Here is a 17,386-nt window from a genome sequence, read left to right as displayed (position 1 = left end):
CTGCTGCTAGAGCAGCAGCAAGTCAGCAGTGGCGTTCACAGGCCAGCGCTGTCTGTGTAGGAGCGGCCTTGTGTCGCGATGGGCCGCAAAGCGGCCCCGGCAATTGGTGCGGTGAATCTGCGATCCCGGGGCCGCTGCGCGGCCCATCGCGACACAAGGCCGCTCCTACACGGCCTTGACTGGCCGGGCATGGGTCAGAAGTCGTAACTCACGCTGGTGTAGTAGAACGCCCCCTGTGCCCCCTCCGGGCTGGTAATGGAGTACTTCGGCACGCCATACAGCTGCGCGCCCTCCAGCTTGTCCGGGTGGCTGTCGAACAGGTTGATCGCCCCCGCCGACAAGGTCAGGCCCAGGTCGAAGCGGTACGACACATCCAGGTCGGTCACCCACTGCGGGCTGAAGGTCTGGTCCAGCGTGGGGTTGGCGGCGTTGCGGTTCTTCCATTCGCCATAACGGCGCTGCGCCACGGTGACGCTCCAGCCGTCATACAGCCAGTTGGCGCTGAGGGTGAGCTTGTCTTCGGGCGTGCCATCCTCGATCAGCCCCTGGGTGTTGCGGCCGATGATCTGGTTGCCGGGAATGCTGCCCACATCGTCCAGCCCGGTAATGCGGGTGTTGTTGCGCGCGTAGCCACCGTTGAAGTCCACGCGGCCCCAGCGGCCCGCGTCCAGCTGGTAATGGCCGGCCAGTTCGAAACCGTCGGTGCGGGTGTCGGCAATGTTGGTGTAGAACGCCGCGCTCTGGATGTTGGCATAGGGCGTGCCAGCGAAGATCGGGCCCACTACCGCGGCCGGCAGTTGATCGGACAGGGTGATGCGGTTGTCGATGTCGATGCGGTAGGCATCGAGGGTGACCGAGGCATTGGGCAGTGGCCGCCACACCAGGCCTACCGAGAAGTTGGTCGATTCTTCAGGCTTCAGTGCCTTGCCGCCAAGCAACGCCGCTTCCGGGCTGTCGGCGCGCAGGGTACGTTGCTGCACCTCGACCCAGTTGCCACTGCCCGGCGGCTGTTCCACCACCTGCACGCTGAACGACGACAGCCCGCTCTGCACCAGCGATGGCGCACGATAGCCGGTGCTGGCGCTGGCCCGGGCGGCGATCTGCGGGGTGAAGTCGTAGCGCAGCGACAGCTTGCCGTTGGTGGTGTCGCCAAAGTCCGAATAGTGCTCGCTACGCACAGCCACGCCTGCCTGGAATTGTTCGGTCAGCTGGGCTTCGACATCGAAGTAGGCACCGATCACACGGCGGTCCAGTGACACGGCATCGACCTGGGTAATGCCCGAGTAGTAGCCAGGGATGCGACGGCCAGTAATGGGGTCGATCGTGTTGAACAGTGGGCCGTTGGACCAGCCGGCGGCGTCACCCTCGCTGAGGTCGTAGTTTTCCTGGCGCCAGGCCAGCCCGGCGGAAACGGTGAGCGGCTTGAACAGCCAGTCATTGGCAAAATCGCGGGTCCAGTCCAGGGTCAGGTTGGTCTGGTCGGCTTCGCGGCGGCCGGTGTAGATGGTCGAGGGGCTGGCGGCGCCCCAGCTCGGGTTGATGGCGTCGCGGTCGGTTGAGTCGACGCGGTTGTCACCGTAGTTCAATGCCAGATCGAAGTTGCCAAGGGTCTGGTCTTCGAAGCGCAGGCCGCCGGTAACGGCAAAGTCTTCCAGCCCGTAGCGGGTGACCGGCAAGCGGCCGTCCGGGTAGCGCGCCAGGGCCACGCTGCCGTAGTTGTTGCGCAGGGTGGTGGGCGGGTCGAAGAAGTTTTCGGCGTCGGTGTTCTTGTGCGCGTAGGTGGCAAAGCCGTAGGCGCTCAGGCCGTCGCTCAGGCCCATTTCGGCGTTGGCGGTGAAGTTGTACTGGTCCGAGACATTGCCTGAGCCCCAGCGCCAGTTGCGGTAGCGGTTGTTCTGCTCGCGCGCGGTGTCGATGCTGGTGGAACCGGGGTAGAAAATGCGGTTGTCGTCGCGGGTGTCGCTGGCCGGGTCCTGGCTGCCGGCGTCGAAGGCCAGGGTCAGGAAGCCGTCGTTGGGCAAGGCAAAGCCCTTCCAGCCGCTGAGCTTGCGTTGCAGGCCGTCGCCTTTCTTGTAGCCGCCGAAGCGGTAGCCGGCGTTACCGCCGTCGTCACGCTCCTTGAGTACGATGTTGATCACCCCGGCGATGGCGTCCGAGCCGTACTGGGCGGCGGCGCCGTCGCGCAGGATTTCCACGCGTTCGATGGCCGCCAGCGGGATCAGGCTGAGGTCCACGGCTGCCGCACCGCGGGCGTTCACCAGGCCCTGGCGGGTGACGTTGGCGCTGGTGTGGCGGCGCTTGCCGTTGACCAGCACCAGCACCTGGTCGGATGCCAGGCCGCGCAGCGAAGCGCCCTGGGCAATGGAGCCGGCGAAGGCGCCTTGCGGTGACTGCGGGAAGCTGAACGATGGCGACAGCGCGGTGAGTGCGGCGGACAGGTCGCTGGCGCCGGTTTCCTGAAGTTTTTCACCGCTCAGTACGTCGACCGGGGCGGCGCTTTGCAACGCGGTGACGTCGCTGCGGTGGGTGCCGACCACGACCACCGTGTCCAGGCGGTCGTTGGGTTCGGCGGCGAAGGCGGGCACGGCGAGGCCGGCGATGGCCAGGGCGATGACGCTGGCCAAGGGGGTGTGGTGGGGCATGAGGTAATCCTTATGGAGGCGTGGGGCCTTTGGGGCTGCTGCGCAGCCCATCGCGACGCAAGGCCGCTCCTACACAGGGAACGCGCCTCCTGTAGGAGCGGCCTTGTGTCGCGAAGGGCCGCGCAGCGGCCCCAATGGCCTGACGATCAGAACCGGCTGGTAACGCTGAGCCCGACGGTGCGCGGGTCGCCGTAGGTGATCACGTACTGCCCGGCGGTGCCGTTGGGCCGGCCGTGTACCTGGTAGCGGCGGTCTGTAAGGTTATTGACGAAGCCGGTCACGCTCAGCTTGTCGTCGTGGCTGAACCAGCTCAGGCGGGCGTTGGCCAGGGTGTAGTGAGGCTGACTGAGGGTGGCGTCGGCGCTGCTCTGGCGGTCGGCCAGGAAGTACTCCTTGTCACGGAAACTCACGTCGCCCCCTGCCACCAGCTTGCCGCCCACTTCCAGCGGGATGGTGTAGTCGGCACCCAGCGACACCACGTTGCGTGGAGAACGCACGAAGCTGTTGCCGCTGTAGTCGCCGGTCACCGCGCCGGTGGTGGGGTTGGTGTTCTTGAAGTCGGTGTACTCGGTGTCCAGGAACGACACCGCCGCACGCAGGTGCAGGCGATCGGTCGGCTGGCCTTCGATCTCCAGCTCCGCGCCCTTGACCTTGCCTTTGGCGCCGTTGGTCAGGGCGGTGGTGAGTACGCCGTTGTTTACCGTCAGCAGGTTTACCTGGATGTCGGAGTAGTCGTAGTAGAAGAGGTTGGCGTTGACGGTGAGGCGGCGGTCGAACCACTCCGACTTCAGCCCCAGCTCGTAGGCATCCAGCTCCTCCGGGTCGACCGTGGTCAGCTGCGCCAGGCTGGTCGACAGCCCGGTGTTGAAGCCGCCCGAGCGGAAGCCATGGGCGTAGCGGAAGAACACCCGCAGGTTGTCGTTGATGCGGTACTCGGGCGTCAGGTCGTAGGTCCAGGCTTCCCATGTCTTGTCTTCCTGGCGGTTGCCGTTGGTGCCCACGCCGCCCAGCGGGATCAGCGGGCCATTGGCGGTGGCGCGGGTCAGTTGCACCAGATCCAGGTCGATGTCCTTTTTCTCCTGGGTCCAGCGCAGGCCCCCGGTGACGCTGAAGGCATCGGTGAAGTCATAGGTCAGGTTGCCGAACAGCGCGTAGCTGTCGGTGCGGTGGTCGTAGCCCATATTGCGCAACGCCGTGGTACCCACCTGGTTCGAGCCGGTGCCGTTTGGCGTCGGCCCTGGGGTGACGATGCGTTGTGCCGAGCTGTCGAGGTCTTCATGGAAGTAGTGCGCACCCGCCAGCCAGTGCAGCGGGCGGTCTTCCGGCGAGGCCAGGCGCAGCTCTTGCGACCACTGGCGGTAGCTGTTGTCGGTGATCGACGCACCGTTGACCTCGTAGGGGGTGTAGTCGGCGTCGCTGGTGGACTTGTTGCGGATGTAGTCGTAGGCGCTGATCGAAGTCAGCGTGTAGTCGCCCAGGTACCAGTTGAAGGTCAGCGAGGCGCCGTCGTGGTCCAGGCGATAGTCCTCGTTGACGTTCAGCGAGATGTCACGGCCATGCGGGCGTTCGTAGCCCACGTTGTAGTAGCGGCCCACTGGCAGCGATCCATTGCTGCCGTCGCCCTTGAACTGGCGGCTGTGCAATTTGAGCAGAGCGTCCAGGTCGGGGTTGAGCTGGGCCAGGAACTGCAGCCGGATGGCTTTCTTGTTCACGTCGCCATAGGTGTTGCCGTCGAAGTCATTGTTCTGGAAACCATCACGCTCCTCGGAATACAACGCGACTCGCCCGGCCAGCTTTTCATCGACCAGCGCGCCGCCTACAGCGCCGGTGACAATACGCTCGTTCTTGCTGCCAAAGCCGACGGTGCCGTAGCCGTCGGTGTCGAAGGTCGGCTTCTTCGAGATCACGTTCACTGCGCCGGCCGTGGTGTTCTTGCCATACAGGGTGCCTTGCGGCCCACGCAGGATTTCGATGCGCTCCAGGTCGAACAGCGGCCCGCCACCGGCGACAGGGGCGTTGAGGTAGACGTCGTCCGCATAGATGCCTACCGGGAATACCGTTGCCGCGCCGGTGTCGCCGGTGCCCAGGCCGCGGATGTACCAACGCGGGCGACCGTCGCCGTCGGGGTTCTTGGCCGAGGCGTTGGGCACGAAGGTGGTGATATCGCCCATCGAGCGCACGCCATCGGCGGTGATGCTGGTGCCTTTGATGGCCGATACCGCCACTGGTACTTCCTGCAAGGTCTGCTCGCGGTGCTGGGCTGTCACGGTGACGGTTTCCAGGGCCGGTTCGTTTTTAGTGTCTTCGTTGGCGGCGATGGCCTGGCTGCCGGTGCCGGCCAGCAGCAGCGCGAGGCTGATCTGGCGGGCGAGTGGATTGAGCTGGTGCATGGTGGATCTCCCCGTATGTAAAGCAGTGTTGGGGAGAGCTAGAGCAGGGACTGTGCCATGTTGTTAAGTTATTGAATTCTATATATTTAATCGGAGTTTTGAGGGGGTGTTGCAGATTGGGCAGCAGTGGGTTGCTGGGCGGGTGCTGCTGGGGCAGCAGTCGTTGGGCTGAAATTCTTTGGGGCCGCTTTGCGGCCCTATCGCGACACAAGGCCGCTCCTACAATAGCCCTGCATACGCCGATCAATGTAGGAGCGGCCTTGCGTCGCGATGGGCTGCGCAGCAGCCCCAAAAATCTCAAACGGCTAACCGCGAAGTCGAACCGATCACACTCTCCAGCACGCGAAAATCTATCCACTCGCGCACATCAAAACGCCGCGGTATGAACCCCCACCTGAACAGGAACTCGGTAAAGTCTTGCAGCGCCTCGATCGAGCGGCTATCCAGCGTCGTGCGTAAGCGGCGGTGTGCATCGTCGCCATAGGCCGCCGCCACCCAGTACTCGCTGGTGTTCAGCTCACGCGCCAGAAAGCGCCGGGTTTCCTCGGGGTTGGCCCAGGCCCATTGCTCGGTGCGCAGCACCGTGTCGACCAGCGTACGGCTGGCATCGAAGTGGTTTTCCAGCAAGTGCCGGTCCACGGTCAGTGTGCGCGGGGTGCCGTTGTTGCTGCGGATCAGCGGGTCCGGGTGGCTGCCGGTGTCGACCACCACGCGCAGGCCGAACTCGTGGGCCAGGTGTACCGCATGCGCGCCCTTGAGGAAGATAGCGTCGATGTCGCCGCGCAGCAGGCCGATCAGCTCGTTGTTGCGGCGGCTGACGCGGCTGGTGTCCAGGCTGACTTCGGCGCCGTACAGGTGCTGCTTGGCATCGTCGCTGTAGGTGCCGCCATAGGGGTAGTCGACCAACTCGACATCGGCCACCGCCAGGCCTTCGAGTTTAAGGGCATTCTCCAGCCCGCGCAGGGCCTGGGCACGGGTGAAGTCGATCTGGACGTTGGCCCACTTGGGTATACCGAAGCGGCGGTTTTTCAGGTCGCGAATGCTGCGTACGCCGCTTTCTTCGGTGGTAAGGATCAACTGCACCTCGTCGCTCCACGACAGCCCCAGCACGCGGGTTTCGACGCCGCTGGCGTAGGCCCAGATCGCCGGGATGTTGCCGCCATGGCGCACCGAGTTCTGCAGGTGATGGTCGTAATGGGCCTCGCGCACCTCGCGTTCGCTGGACTCGCGTAGCGACTGGATATTGGTGCCGAACGGTGTAAAGGCCTCGGCCAGGCGCCCCGACTGCACGGCAATGCCGAGGCCGGTGGGCACCGGGCTGTGGGTGTACCAGAGGGTTTCCAGGGGCTTGGTCATGGGGTTACGGGTTTCCTTTCCATGGGAATGGGGGCCAGCAGCTGGTCCAGTGGTTGGCGGGTGATCCAGTCGCGTACATCGAAGCGGTGCGGGATGAAGCGCCAGCGTTTGAGGAAGTCGACAAAGTCCTGCAACGCATCGATGGCCTGTTCGTCCAAGCGCGTGCTCAGGCGCAGGTGGGCGTCTGCGCCATAGGCCACTTGCACCCAGTATTCACTGCTGTTGGTTTCCCGCGCCAGGTAGCGGCGGGTTTCGTCGGGGTGCTGGTGGGCCCAGCGTTCGGCGCGCAGCACCGAACCGAGCAGCGTTCGCACTACCTGCGGGTGCTGCGCCAGCAGGTGGCTGTCCACCGCCAGGGTGCGTGGTGTGCCGTTGTTGCTGCGGATGAGCGGGTCGGGGTGGCTGCCGGTGTCGATCACGGTGTGCAAGGCAAAAGCGTGGGCCAGTTGCACGGCACTGGCGCCTTTGAGAAAGATCGCGTCGACCTCGCCGCGCAGCAGGCCGGCCAGCTCCAGGTTGCGGCCTTCGCTCTGGGTGCTGGACACCGGTGTGCCGGCCACGTTGCGCACCGGGCGGTCGCTGAAGGTGCCGTCGTAGCGGTAGTTGACCAAGTCCATGTCGCCCACTTGCAACCCGTCGAGCTTGAGGGCATTTTCCAGCCCGCGCAGCGCCTGGGCGCGGGTGAAATCGATCTGTGCCGCGGCCCAGTCGGGCAGGCCAAAGCGGCGGCCCTTGAGGTCTTTTACGGTGTGGATGCCGCTGTCTGGCCGGGTCAGGATCAACTGCGCCTCATCTGCCCACGACAGGCCGATCACCCGGGTGTCACGGCCTTGGGCGCGGGCCCAGATGGCCGGGATGCTGCCGCCGTGGCGTACCGAATTGAGCAGGCTGTGGTCGAAGTGCGATTCGCGCACCGCCTGCTGGTCGGCTTCGCGTAGCGACTGCACCTGGGTGCCTAGGCTGGCCAGGTCGTCTTGCAGCCAGCCTTGCTGCACGGCAATGCCCAGGCCGGTGGGCACCGGACAGCGGGTGTACCACAGGGTATCGAGGGGTTGGCTCATGTTCTGGCTCCAGGTCAGGCACTGGCTTGCAAAGGGGTAGGGGTGGCGGCTTGCTGCACCAGCGGCAGCACTTCCTGGCCGATGCGCAGGGCTTCTTCCAGGTGCGGGTTGGCGGCAAGGATGAAGGTGCTGAAACCGGCATCGCGGTATTCGGCCAGGCGTTCGGCAATGTTCTGGTGGCTGCCCACCAGGCCCACGGTGGGGCCGGGTTTGGCCTTGGCGAAACCGGCCCACAGGTTGCGCGCCAGGACCAGTTCGTCGAAGCCCTGCAAGCCTTGGTGATAGGCCGCCTGGCGTGCACCGCCTACCGAGTCCGAACCGGTCACGAAACCCTTGGCGCTGGCGCTCGCCTTGCCTTCCAGCCTATCGAACTGTTGGCGCAGCTCACGCCAGGCTTGCTCTTCGGTTTCGCGGGCGAATAGGTCGACACGCAAGCCGAAACGCACGGTGCGGCCTTGCTTGTCGGCCAGCTCGCGCACGCGTTCGATGTGTGGCTTGAGCTTGTCGATCGGCTCGGCCCAGTTCAGGTACACATCGGCATGGCGTGCAGCCACGTCCAGCGCGGCATCGGAAAAGCCGGAGAAGTACACGCCCGGTTTGCGTTCGTGTTGCAGGCCTGGCGGCAGGCTGCCGTTTTCCAGGCGGTAGATATCGCCTTCGTAGGAGAACCTGTCCTGCGTCCACAGGCCCTGGATCACATCCAGGAATTCGCCGGTGCGCCTGTAGCGCAGGTCATGTTCCAGGAAGTCGCCATTGGCCCGCTGGCTGGCCGGGTTGCCGCCGGTGATGATGTTCCAGTCCAGCCGGCCACCGCTGAGGTTCTGCAGGATGGCCGCCTGCTGGGCGGCGTAGGCGGGCAGGGTCCAGGTGGCCTGGAACGCGATCAGAAAACGGATGCGCCGGGTTTCGCGGGCCAGTGCAGCGGCGGCGATCCACGGCTCCGGGCCGGTGGGCAGCAGTGCGCCTTCAAACCCGGCCAGTTCGGCGGCCTTGGCAACCTGGGCGATGTAGTCGATGTAGGTGAAGCCGTCGGCCTGGCCATCGGGCAGGCGGCCGGGGGCGATGTTGCCGGGGCGGTGCGCGGGGTTGCCGCGGTTATGGCGATCGGTGGACAGCTGCGGGCCGTCGGTGCCCAAGGGCAGGCGCCAGAAGAATTCGGTGGTCATGGGGGCTCCTGAAGGGTGTGCAAGTGGGGAGGTAGGTGCAACGGCTGTGCCATGCGTGGCGTAGGGCCTGTGGGCTGGGGTTTTCAGGGTGGGCTTTGGGTAGGGTGCTGCTGTGGCAGCAATCGGGCAGCAGTGGATGCTGGGGTAGCAGCAAGGGCGCAGATCAACCTGTAGGAGCGGCCTTGCGTCGCGATAGGGCCGCAAAGCGGCCCCGGCAATTTTCGCGGCGTGGCTGAACATGTGGGGCCGCTGCGCGCCCCATCGCGACACAAGGCCGCTCCTACAGGTACAGCGTTAATACACAGTTACGGGTGCAACCTCCCCGGCACTGCGCAGATACGCGTCGTACAGCGCCGCATAAGCCCCACCGCGCCCGATCAGTTCGGCATGCGCCCCTTGCTCCACCACCTGCCCATGCTTCACCACTGCAATCCGGTCGGCATCGCGAATGGTCGCCAGCCGATGCGCAATGATGATCGCCGTACGCCCCTGACACAGCCGGCGCAGCGCACGCTGGATGCGCCGCTCGGTATGCACGTCCACCGCCGAGGTGGCTTCGTCCAGCACCAGCACTGCCGGGTCGGCCAAATAGGCCCGCACCAGGCACACCAGTTGGCGCTGGCCATGGCTGAGGTGCGCGCCCAGCGGGCCGACTTCGGTGTGATAGCGCTGCGGCAGGCGCTCCAGCACCTCGTCGGCACCCAGTTCACGGGCGGCGGCTACCAGCTGTGCATCGCTGGCGCTGGGCGCGGCCAGGCGCAGGTTGTCGAGGATGCTGCCGCTGAACAGCACGTTGTCCTGCAGCACCACGCCCACGTTGCGCCGCAAGTCATGCTGGGCCAGCGCACGCAGGTCGATACCGTCCAGCTTTACAGCGCCTTGCTGCACTTCGTAGAAGCGGGTCAGCAACTGTACCAGCGTGCTTTTGCCGTGCCCCGAGGGGCCGACGATGGCCAATACTTCACCGGCACGAATATGCAGGTCGAGCCCGTCGATCACCGGCCGTGGGCTGTTTGGCGCATAGGCAAAGCCGACCGCTTCGAAGTCCACCTGGCCTCGCGCCCTGGCCAGGGTATGCGGTGTGGGCGGGTCAAGTACCTGCGCACGGGTGTCGAGCAACAGGAAGATGCGCTGGGCCGAGGCACTGCCGGTGGCGTAGCGTTCAAACAGGTCCGACAATTCCTGCAACGGGCCAAGGAACAGGAACACATAGAACAGGCTCTCGGCCACCTGGCCAACGCTCACCTTGCCCTCGGCCAGGCCATGGGCGCCGACCAGCAACAGCACGGCCATGCCGGCGGTGCTGAGCAGTGCGGTGAAAGGGGCGAACCAGCCAGCACGCAGGCTGCCGCGGATCAGCGCCTGGTTGAAGTCCTCCAGCAGGCGCCGGTAGCGTGCCTGGTTACGCTGTTCTTGCCCGCATTGCTGGATCAGCCGCACCCCGCTCACGCTTTCCACCAGGTGCGCGGTGAAGCGGCTGCGTTGCTCGGCCACTTTGGCCCAGTTGCGCTGCGACACCCGCTTGAAACGCCAGGTGGCCAGGGCCAGCAGGGGGACCGTGGCGGCCAGGCTGTAGAAAAAGCCGGGCTCTATGCGCCACAGCATTACCGCTGCCAGGCCGCAGCGCAGCAAGGCGCCCAGCAATTCGGGCGGGCCTTGTACCAACAGCGGTTCCAGTGCATCTACGTCGCGGTCGGCACGGGAAATGATGCGCCCGGCACGGGTCTGGTCAAAGTAGCTCACCGACAGCCCCTGCACATGGGCGAACACCTTGACCCGCAGGTCGTTGAGCACGCCGATCGCCGCGCGCCCAGCCAGGAGCTGCGATACCCCGGCCAGTAGAAAGCGCGCCAGCCAGCTTGCTGCCAGCCCAAGGCCCAGCCACAGCACCAGACGCTCGTCGAGCAGCCAGTGGTCGGCGCTGGGCACCAGGCCCTTGTCCAGCAGTTCGCGCACGAACCACGGGCGCAGGAATACCGTGAATACCAACAGCAGTTCGATGCCTATTACCGCCAGGATCTGCCCGCGAATGGGCCGCAAGAGCGGCAGCAGGCGGTGGAACATGCCCCGGTCCAGGGCCTGGCGGGCCAGTCGTTGCTCGATGTCGATATCGCTGGCGGGGGTGTGCTGCACATCAGTCATGGTCGATCCCCAGCAAATCACGGTAATGGGCATTGCTCGCGCACAGTTCGGCATGGCTGCCGCTGGCGCTGATGCGGCCGTTTTCCAGCATCAGCACGCGGTCGGCCTGCAGCAGGGTGGACAGGCGGCTGGTGATCAGCAGCAAGGTCGGGCCCTGGCCGCCTGCGCTGTGCAGGTGGCGGATGCTGTGCAGCACCCGGCGTTCGCCCAGGGCATCCAGGGCGCTGGTGGCGTCATCCAGGCAGAGGATGTCGGGTGCGCCGAGCAACGAGCGAGCCAGGCACAGGCGTTGGCGCTGCCCGCCGGACAAGGTCACGCCGCGGTCGCCCAGCGGTGTGTCGAGACCGTGGGGCAGGCGTTCCAGCACATCTTCGGCAGCCGCCAGGCGTAAACCTTCGCGCAACCGGGCGTCGCTGGCTTGCGGTGCGGCCAGGCGCAAGTTGGCGGCCAGGCTGTCGGAGAACAGGAAGCTCTCCTGCGGCAGTACCTGCACCCGGCGGCGCAGGTCGGCCAGGTCGAGGTCGCGGACGTCGTACCAACCGCTGGCATCGCTGCCAACCTGCACGCTGCCGTGCTCTACCTCCGTCAGGCGTGGCAACAGGCTGGCCAGCAGGCTCTTGCCGGTGCCGGTAGCGCCCACCAGGGCCACGACCTCACCGGGCAACAGGGTCAGCGAGCAGCCCTGCAACACAGGCCGACCAGCCTCCGCTGCACTGACCTGAACCTGGTTCAGCTTCAGCCCCAGCGGCCCGGCAGGCAGGGTGGAATGGCCGGTGAGGATCGCCGGGCGCTCGTCCAGCAGTTGCCAGATGCGTTCGGCACTGGCCCGGGCATCGGCGAAGGTCTGCATCACCCGGCCAATGCCTTCGATACGGAACACCAACGTGGTCGCCACTAGCAGCGAGGTGACCAGCTCGCCGATGCCCAGCGCCCCAGCTGCCACGCGGTGGGCGCCGTAGACCAGGATCCACACATGCCCCAACGCCACCACGGCCTGTGGCAGTGGAATGCGTGAACTGGCGTAGGCGAGGGCGGCGCGGGCGTGGCCGGTGAACACTTCGACCTGGCTGGCGAACCGTGCGATGCGCTGGTTTTCCAGGCCAAAGGCCTTGATCACCCGCACCCCGCCGATGCCTTCGGCCAAGTCCTGGCTGACCTGGTCATAGGCAGCGCCCACGGCGCGGTCCAGGCTGACCAGCCGATCGGTCTGGACCACGAACAGCCATAACCCGGCGCCAGTCAGCAGCAACGGCACCAGGCCCAGCAGTGGGTCGTACCAGCTCAACAAACCCACGGCGGCGATTACCACCAGCGGCGTTTCGATGATTTGCCGCCAGAAAGTGATCAGCGCGTCGCGCACCTTGTCGGCATCGCGGGTGGTGCGGGTGACCAGTTCGCCCATGCCGTGGCGCCAGTGGTAGCCCAGGTGCAGGCACTGCACCTGGTTGAGAATGCGTTCACGCAGGCGCGTGAGCAGCGCCTGGCTGAGCACCAGCGACAGCACGGCAGCGGCGTATTGCAACAGGCCGCGGCCCAGGGCGATGGCCAGCAGCAGCCACAACCAGTGCCAGGCCACGCTGGCGTCCAGGCTGCCATTGGCCAGGCGCAGTACGGCGCGACCGGCGCTGACATCATCGACCGCATGGCCGATCAGCCACTGCTGCCAGGCCAGGCCGAGGTTGCCGGCAATGTACAAGGCTGTGACCAGCGCGAAGCGCCAGGGCATTTCGCGATAAATGGCCAAAGCCCGAAGAAGCGGGTGGTTCATGTGGATGCTCGATCAGAATGCGACACCGCCCCTTGTAGGCGCGGCCTTGTGTCGCGAAAGGGGCGCAAAGCGCCCCCCGTCCAAACGCCGTTTCAACGGCGGGTAGCGCCCTGGTTTTCCTTGGCATTGAGCACCGCCGTGTACTCCCCAGGGTCGGCCCCGTTCAGGTAGTAGTTGCCCACGTTGTGCAGCCGCCAGCGGATCGGGTCGTGGGTGGTGTGCACCCGGGCATTGCGCCAGAAGCGGTCGAGGTTCCATTTGCTCAGTGAAGCGCTGGCCCCCAGCAGCGAGAACAGGTCGCTGGAAATCTTCAGCGATGCGGCATCGGAATGCGCGCGGGCAGTGGCAACCGACAGGATCAGCTCATCCTGCAGGGCCTTGTTCTCCGGGTCGCGCTCATGGTCGTCGAATACCCGCGCAGCCTCACGCAGCACCGACTCGGCACCGCGCAGCGCCACGGCGTATTCGCCGATCTGGCGAATCACATGGGGTTCGTCACTGGCGCGCTCGACACCGCTTTCCACCCAGGCCCGGGCATGCTCGCGCAGGTACTCGACAGCCGCTTGCAATGCGCCTGCGGCGATGCCGGTGTCGATGGCGGCGTGGAGGATCTGCGGGAAGGTCAGGCCGGTGCGTTTCATCGGCCCGCTGCGGCGGGTGAGGTAGCGTTCGTCGAGTACGATGTTGTCGAAGTTGACCGTGCCACTCACCGAATTCTGCTGGCCGAAGGCCTGCCAGTCATCGACCAGGGTCAGCCCAGGGGTGTCGCGGTGCAGCAGTACGCCGACACCGCCGTCTTCGCTGGCGGCGGTCAGCGAGATCCACTCGGCCAGGTAGGAACCGGTGGAGTAGAACTTGCTGCCATTGAGCACCCACTGGCCATCGGCGCGGCGCTCGACGCGGGTCTTGAGGGCGAACTTGTTCTTGCCGCCGACTTCGGCCAGGGCATTGCCGAAGCGCTTGCCGGCCAGCACGTCGGCGATCAGCCGGTCGCGTACTTCATCCGGGTAGCCAGTGAAGATGCCGCGCAACATCACATTGTGAATCTGCAGCAACTGACCGACGCCGCCGTCGGCGGTAGAGACCAGGCGCACGGTTTCGACAACGGTCTGCACCGAGGCACCGAGGCCACCGAAGCGGGCAGGTACCGCGATGGCGGTCAGGCCGCTGCTGGACAACAGCTCGGCCTGGCGGTGGGGGAGTTGGCCATTGTTGCGCGGGTCGGCGGCCAGTTCGGCGATTTGCGCGGCGACCTGGCGGGCGGTTTCGATGGCTTCGGTTTCGCTGGTCAGGCGGCGGGCGGGGGAGGGTTCTATGGCGCTCATGTGGGGTCTCGGGCTTGTCTGAAAGGGCCAGTGCGCCTGCTTCGCGGGCTCGCCCGCTCCCACAGGAACCAGGGTTGTGCTGGTCCTTGTGGGAGCGGGCATGCCCGCGAATGGCCACACCGCGGTAGAAAGCCCCTGAGCAATATCTTTGCCACCCCTGTCCAGGCCCCATTCTGCGTGGCTTGCGCAACCTTTTGCTGCCCCAGCAGCAGCCACCCTGCTGATCTGGCAGCACCCCGCCCGCAATCCTGCTCCCAGCCAAGCACCCGGCTCGCTTCCAAAACAGCCAATCCCAGGTAAATCAAGGCCTCCAGCGGTTGGCACGCACACTGCAATGGTGCTTGCACGACGCCCAAGGAGCCACCCCATGTCCCTCGTAACCCCCACCGCAAAACGCCTGGCAGACGACCCGTCCGCCCTGGAGCGTATCTGGTTCACGCGCTGCCCCGTGCCCACCGCTTCAGGCATCGCCTACAAGCTCGGCTGGCTGGAGCAGGAATTCGCTGCCGACGGCCTGCCGGTCTCGACCTTGCAGGAGGCCCGCCAGCTGGGCCACCACCACTACGATCACCAACTGCCCGGGCTGTTCCGCGAAGGCGGCAACGTACCGGCGCTGGCCGCACGGGCAGCCGGCTCGCCCAGCCGGCTGATCGGCCTGACCTGGATCGAGGAATGGCAAACCATCCTGGTCCGCCCGGACTCGGGCATTCGCAGCGCCGCCGACCTGCGTGGCAAGCGCCTGGCCTTGCCGGCCTGGGGCGACAGCCGCCCCGGCAGCATCGCCCGCGCCATGAGCCTGCATGGCTACAAAGGTGCCCTGGCCTCGGCTGGCTTGCACCTGGATGACGTGCAACTGGTGGAAGTAGCGTTGCTGGACCAGGCCGATGCTGCGACCCCGCAGCTGGGTTTACAGCGGCTGTGGTCGGGCCTGGACTACCTGGCGCGCGGTGAAGTCGATGCGGTGTACGTGAAGGGCGCTGCGGCGGCCGATGCAGCACGCCGTTTGGGCCTGGTGGTCGGCGTCGACCTTGACCTGCTACCCGACCCGCGCCACCGCATCAACAACGGCACGCCGCGGCCAATCACCGTGCACCAGCGCCTGCTCGACAACCATTTCGACCTGGTGACGCGCTTCCTTGCGCAAACCTTGCGTGCCGCCGAGTGGGCGGCCGAGAACCGCGCCGCGCTCAACAGCATCCTTGAAGAGGAAACCCGCGCCGGCAGCCAGGGCGTAGCCGAGGCCTACCGCGGTGAATTCCACACCACGCTGGCACCCGACCTGTCCGCGCAACGCCTGGCCTTCCTCGGCACGCAAAAGGATTTCCTCTACCTGCACGGTTTCCTTGAAGCCGATTTCGACATCGCCGACTGGGTCGACCCGCGGCCCCTGCAAGCTGCCCATGAACTGCTGGCCCAGCGCCGCGCCTGACCTGATTGGAGATTGAACATGACCGTACTGACCAACGAACGCCCCGTCACAGCCGAACTGCAAGCCTTTATCGACCAAGTGCTGGCCGAAGCCGAAGCGGCCTTCAGCGTATTTCGCGAAACCAACACCATTACCGCCAATGGCACAGTCGGTTTCATCGAGCGGGTGCCCGGTGAAGAACTGCTGGTGTCGGTGAACTACGGCGGACCGTGGAACCATCGCAAGCCGTTGCAGGCCACTGTCACTGACTTTGCCGGCAACGTCATCGTCGGCAAGGGCAAAGGTGGCCTTGGGCGTTATACCAAGCTGTTCCAGACCCACCCCGACGTCACCACCGTGTCGCACGTGCACAGCCCGTACCTGGGCGCGTGGGCGCAAACCCACCGCACCTTGCCGTTCCACTACGTGCCGGTGCAGCGCTACCAGCTGGCCCGTGAGCTGCCGGTGTACATCGACCGGCGCCAGGCAGAGGTGGATTTCATCCTCGACAAGATTGCCGAGAACCCGTTCAACCTGGCAATCCTTGAAGCCAATGGCGGCGCCACGGTGTGGGGCAAGCAGGGCCTGCGGGCCACGGCGGAGTTCATCCTGTTGCTGGAGGAGGGCGCGCAGATCCAGTTGCTGGCTGATGCCCTGGGTGGGTCGCGGCCTTACGGGCCAGGGGTGCTGACCCAGCAGTGGAAGATGAGCGGGTTGTATGAGCAGGCGAACGAGCTGGGTCTCGTTCCAGGCATTGATAGGCGTAGCTGATCAGAACGCCGGGGGCGCTGTGCGCCCCTATCGCGACACAAGGCCGCTCCTACATTGGTCGGCGTACACAGGACTCTTGTAGGAGCGGCCTTGCGTCGCGATGGGCTGCAAAGCAGCCCCAAGGCCCTCAAGCCTTGCACCCCACTCAAGAAAAGGACCCACCGCCATGGCAGTAAAAATCCTCTGGTACCTCACCACCCCCGACGGCCCCTATCCCTGGGAGCCTGAAGGCCGCTGGCACACCGATTTCGAACACCTCAAGCAACTGGCCATCGCTGCCGACCGCCTTGGCTTCTACGGTTCGCTGCTCGGCTCCAGCCCCAACGAAAGCCTGGCCGTGTCGGCGGCGTTGATCGACGCCACCCAGCGCCTGCGCTTTTTGGTCGCGCAGCACCCTGGCGAGCTGTCGCCAGCGGTACTGGCCAAATGGGCGCTCACCTTCGACCAGTTCTCCAATGGCCGCTTGCTGTTCAACGTGGTCAACGGCAATGACGCAGGCCTGGCCACCCTGGGCGTGCATTACCCGCACGATGAACGCTACGACTTCAGCCTGGAATACTGGCGTGCCTTCCAAAGCTTCTACGCGGGCGAAACCGCTGGCTACGACGGCCGCTACGTCAAGCTTGCACCCCGTTCGCCAGCCGCCGCCCATCACCCGCTGGGCGGCTGGCACCCACCGAAGCAAAAGCCTGGCATCCCGCTGTGGGGTGCCGGCACCTCGGCACCGGGCGTCGCCCATTCCGTGCAGTTGCTTGATGTATACCTGAGCTTTGCCGATACCCCGCAAAAGCTCGGTGACAAGTTTCGCCGCGTAGCGGCCGAAGCCGCCAAGGTCGGCCGCGAACTGACCTACGGCACGCGCTTGCAGGTGATCGTGCGCGAAACCGAAGAAGAAGCCTGGGCCCATGCCGAGCGCCTGTTGCAGCGCACCTCGCTGGCTACCGCGCGCGCGGCCATCGAGCGCCAGTTGCCTGCGGGGCACACCTTCGACAGCTACGTCAGCGACGACCCGCGTATCCAGCGTAACCTCGACAGCATCCGCGCCGGGCGCCTGCCCACGGCCCGTGAGCTGGAAATCTACCCCAACGTCTGGCTGGGCCCGAGCCTGTTCGGCTTCAACATTCTCGGCCCGGCTGCTGGCACCTACCTGGTCGGCAGCGCCGAGCAGGTCGCCGAGCGCATCCGCGAATACGAAGCCCAGGGCACGTCGGCGTTCATCCTGTCGGGCTTCCCGCTGATCGACGAGGCGCACCGGGTGGCCGACCTGTTGTTCCCGTTGCTGGACCTGGACCACGGTTTCGAAGTGCCGCGCCTGGGTGCGGCCAGCAAGCCGGTTGTGGCACAGCCGGCATAAGGA

Annotated in this window: 11 protein-coding genes; 3 read left to right on the top strand and 8 right to left on the bottom strand. The window is 65.7% G+C overall.

Features of this window, described 5'->3' with window-relative positions; genetic code table 11:
- Positions 1-194: 194 nt before the first annotated feature.
- The 8 genes from ACQKPZ_RS21140 to ACQKPZ_RS21105 form a co-directional block, all read right to left on the bottom strand.
- Entirely contained in the window at positions 195-2,642 is a 2,448-nt protein-coding gene (locus ACQKPZ_RS21140) for a TonB-dependent receptor plug domain-containing protein (RefSeq protein ID WP_427541802.1), read from the bottom strand.
- Between the two features lie 146 nt (positions 2,643-2,788).
- The gene (locus ACQKPZ_RS21135; protein WP_427541799.1) at positions 2,789-5,032 is read right to left on the bottom strand and encodes a TonB-dependent receptor; all 2,244 of its coding nucleotides are present in this window, start codon (positions 5,030-5,032) and stop codon (positions 2,789-2,791) included.
- Between the two features lie 297 nt (positions 5,033-5,329).
- Positions 5,330-6,388: an ABC transporter substrate-binding protein gene (locus ACQKPZ_RS21130; RefSeq protein WP_427541796.1), complete on the bottom strand. Its 1,059-nt coding sequence runs from the start codon at positions 6,386-6,388 to the stop codon at positions 5,330-5,332.
- Complete coding sequence (locus ACQKPZ_RS21125; protein ID WP_427541793.1) at positions 6,385-7,449, bottom strand: ABC transporter substrate-binding protein; 1,065 nt, start codon at positions 7,447-7,449, stop codon at positions 6,385-6,387. Before ACQKPZ_RS21125 ends, ACQKPZ_RS21130 begins: the two co-directional genes overlap by 4 nt.
- A 14-nt stretch (positions 7,450-7,463) precedes the next feature.
- Positions 7,464-8,615, bottom strand: coding sequence for an LLM class flavin-dependent oxidoreductase (locus tag ACQKPZ_RS21120; RefSeq protein ID WP_427541789.1), 1,152 nt, complete (start codon positions 8,613-8,615; stop codon positions 7,464-7,466).
- Between the two features lie 294 nt (positions 8,616-8,909).
- On the bottom strand, positions 8,910-10,757 hold the full coding sequence (locus ACQKPZ_RS21115; protein ID WP_427541786.1) for an ABC transporter ATP-binding protein: 1,848 nt from the start codon (positions 10,755-10,757) through the stop codon (positions 8,910-8,912).
- A complete protein-coding gene (locus ACQKPZ_RS21110; RefSeq protein ID WP_427541783.1) occupies positions 10,750-12,525 on the bottom strand; it encodes an ABC transporter ATP-binding protein in 1,776 nt (591 codons plus the stop codon). Before ACQKPZ_RS21110 ends, ACQKPZ_RS21115 begins: the two co-directional genes overlap by 8 nt.
- A gap of 92 nt (positions 12,526-12,617) precedes the next feature.
- Complete coding sequence (locus ACQKPZ_RS21105; RefSeq protein WP_427541780.1) at positions 12,618-13,850, bottom strand: acyl-CoA dehydrogenase family protein; 1,233 nt, start codon at positions 13,848-13,850, stop codon at positions 12,618-12,620.
- 367 nt (positions 13,851-14,217) lie between these two features.
- Here ACQKPZ_RS21105 and ACQKPZ_RS21100 point away from each other — a divergent pair, with 367 nt between their 5' ends.
- The 3 genes from ACQKPZ_RS21100 to ACQKPZ_RS21090 all read left to right on the top strand — a co-directional run bounded on the left by ACQKPZ_RS21100 (position 14,218) and on the right by ACQKPZ_RS21090 (position 17,383).
- On the top strand, positions 14,218-15,279 hold the full coding sequence (locus ACQKPZ_RS21100) for an ABC transporter substrate-binding protein (RefSeq protein ID WP_427541777.1): 1,062 nt from the start codon (positions 14,218-14,220) through the stop codon (positions 15,277-15,279).
- A gap of 18 nt (positions 15,280-15,297) precedes the next feature.
- On the top strand, positions 15,298-16,029 hold the full coding sequence (locus ACQKPZ_RS21095; RefSeq protein ID WP_427541774.1) for a class II aldolase/adducin family protein: 732 nt from the start codon (positions 15,298-15,300) through the stop codon (positions 16,027-16,029).
- Between the two features lie 166 nt (positions 16,030-16,195).
- Complete coding sequence (locus tag ACQKPZ_RS21090; RefSeq protein WP_427541771.1) at positions 16,196-17,383, top strand: LLM class flavin-dependent oxidoreductase; 1,188 nt, start codon at positions 16,196-16,198, stop codon at positions 17,381-17,383.
- Positions 17,384-17,386 lie beyond the last annotated feature (3 nt).

The organism is Pseudomonas sp. NPDC089547 (assembly GCF_050280665.1).
Taxonomy (GTDB): Bacteria; Pseudomonadota; Gammaproteobacteria; order Pseudomonadales; family Pseudomonadaceae; genus Aquipseudomonas.
Note: the sequence above shows the minus strand (reverse complement) of the source record. Positions and strands in the feature narration are given on the sequence as shown.